The organism is Moorena sp. SIO3I6 (genome assembly GCF_010672095.1).
The window spans coordinates 1-2,420 of record NZ_JAAHHU010000698.1 but is presented as its reverse complement, the minus strand read 5'-3'; the positions used below and the strand labels follow the sequence as shown (position 1 = coordinate 2,420).

At 42.6% G+C, this 2,420-nt stretch carries 1 protein-coding gene; it reads right to left on the bottom strand.

Annotation, left to right across the window (positions count from 1 at the left end; genetic code table 11):
• Nucleotides 1-109: 109 nt before the first annotated feature.
• Nucleotides 110-1,828: a group II intron reverse transcriptase/maturase gene (gene ltrA, locus F6K49_RS41540; protein WP_293107023.1), complete on the bottom strand. Its 1,719-nt coding sequence runs from the start codon at nt 1,826-1,828 to the stop codon at nt 110-112.
• Nucleotides 1,829-2,420: the final 592 nt, after the last annotated feature.

The following is a 2,420-nucleotide window of genomic DNA, read 5'->3' as shown; positions in this document are numbered from 1 at the left end:
GGTTAAACTAAGTCGGGGGGTCGCCCCCAGCCGACTCGTCTTCAAAACCGTACGTGACAGTTTCCCGTCATACGGCTCCTCATGAAAGGAATCATTGTCATTGATACCTCTAGAAGGGATTATCATCTAAGTTTGTTAGATTGATTTTCTTTCTGTGTTTTGCATCGTGGCAGTGTAGGTGAAGTAGCTCAAGATTATTGAGTTGGTCGTTTCCACCGTTTGCGCGTGGTATTATGTGGTGTACTTCCATAAAATCCCCGTCCCTGAATATGAGTCCACAATGATTGCATTTCCCTTCTTGCCTTTTCAAAAGTGTTCCCTTTTGACTGGTCATCTCGGGATGCTTTTGCATTCTGGTGTTCCAATATATGAGGTCTCCATCGAAAATACTTCTGTCTCCCTTAACTTTGTTGTGCCTGATTATTTTTGTTTTGGCATGTTTAGGTAAATAATTATCTTCACTTGCCATAAATACCCAGTTATCAACCTTAGGAGCTTCGTACCATTTCTTAGGTTTTTCAACCTTGGTTCCCCAATATTTCTTGTTTACCCAGGTCTTGGATTTGTTTGGATGTCTTCTATATCCCCATCTTTGAAGTTTGTTCCAGAGCCTGTTATCCAAATCTGAGAAGGTTTCTTTACTTACAACGCATTTGTTGTAGTTACACCATCCTCTTATTATTGGTTTTAGTTTGCTTATTAAAGCTTTTTGGGGAGCAGCCTTGTGTCGGTCAATGACCTTGGATAGCTTTTCCCAATGCTCTTTCACTCTTTTCTTCGAGGGTTTGATGAGGGTTTTGAATCCTTGCTTAGATTGGTGTCTTCCCGTCTGATATTGACGTACATTAAATCCTAAGAATTCAAAGCCGTTTGAGGTGTGTACCAATCTGGTTTTTGTGGATTTTAGTTCCAGGCCAATTTCTTCCAACCACTTTCTGATGATTCTTTGACATTCTTCTACCACTTCTTTGGATTTGTGCATTATGACGAAGTCATCTGCATATCGGATTAGACTTAATGCCGTTTTATTTCTCCGTTTATTTCCGGGTAAGGTTTCGGCGTATTCCTTTATCCTGTTTTCCATTCCGTGGAGGGCTATGTTCGCCAGAAGTGGAGATATTATTCCACCTTGGGGAGTACCTTCGTCTGTCGATGTGAATATTCCTTCATCCATTACCCCGGCTTTTAACCAACCTTTGATTAACCGTTTCATGGATGGGTAGGTATTCAGTTTATTTAGAAGAGCATCGTGGTTGATTTTGTCAAAACATTTGGCAATATCGGCATCTAATACCCATTTGGGCATTTGTTTGATGCTTTTAAATATTGCTTGTATGGCGTCATGACATGACCTTCCTGGTCTGAACCCGTATGAGTTTGGCTCGAAACGTGCTTCCCATTCAGGTTCTAATGCCTGTTTGGTAAGGGCTTGGAGCGCTCTGTCGTATATGGTGGGTATCCCAAGGGGGCGTTTTTCTTTACGACCGGGTTTGTCTATCCATACTCTGCGGGTAGGTTGAGGTCGTTTGTGTATTTTAAGGTTGGCTACTAAGACTAGGCGCTGCTTGTTGGTTAAAGCTTTTCTCCCGTCTATTCCGGCAGTCTTTTTACCTTTGTTCTGTTGTGTTACCTTCCTCACCGCTAGCATTTTTGCAGACCAGGACTTCATCAATGTTTTTTGTACCCTTCTTACCACGCGAACATCGCCACGCTGAGAGGCTTGATATATCCGTTTTTGCAACTTAAACACAGTTCGTTCTAGCTTTCGCCAATCGACCTGGTTCCATTCTGACTGTGGGGTAAACCCCCGAGCTTTAGACTTCTTCATTGCTACTCATTGCTATATCCTTTCCTTATCACGTGAATCTGTCTGCGTATCCTAGGTGTTAATCTAGGCGTTAGCTTCTGATTCAATCCTTCTCACATAGGCCATGCGGCTAACTACCTACTCAATGACCGACCTCATTGAGAGCACCTATGGAGTTACTTCGTTCCTGGCAGCCATTCTATTGAACTTTTAGGGTGATACTCTCCACCGAGAACCAGGAAAATCATTATAAGAAAGCATAATCCTATAATCCTGTTTTGTTCTATAGCTATTTGCATGCAGCGTTTCAGCCTATTACGCTACTTACCAGTTACGATGGTTCTTACGTATCTTCCTCTCGTACCCATGAGTTCTATTGCCTGCTACTAACCCCACCTTTAGGCTGGTAGAGCTTCGCTGTTCGACCCCGCTTTAACCTAGAGTTTGTTATTTCTCAGTGATTAGGGGTAGGGCTGTCACTCGGATTTTGCGAGGGTTGGTCTTTCACCAACATGGTTACCAAGTTATCAAGGTTTAATACCTTGTGACTAATCCCCCTTTTACCCTTATTGGGTTAGGTTTCTAGTCAACGAATCGCACATGCTTTACTGGT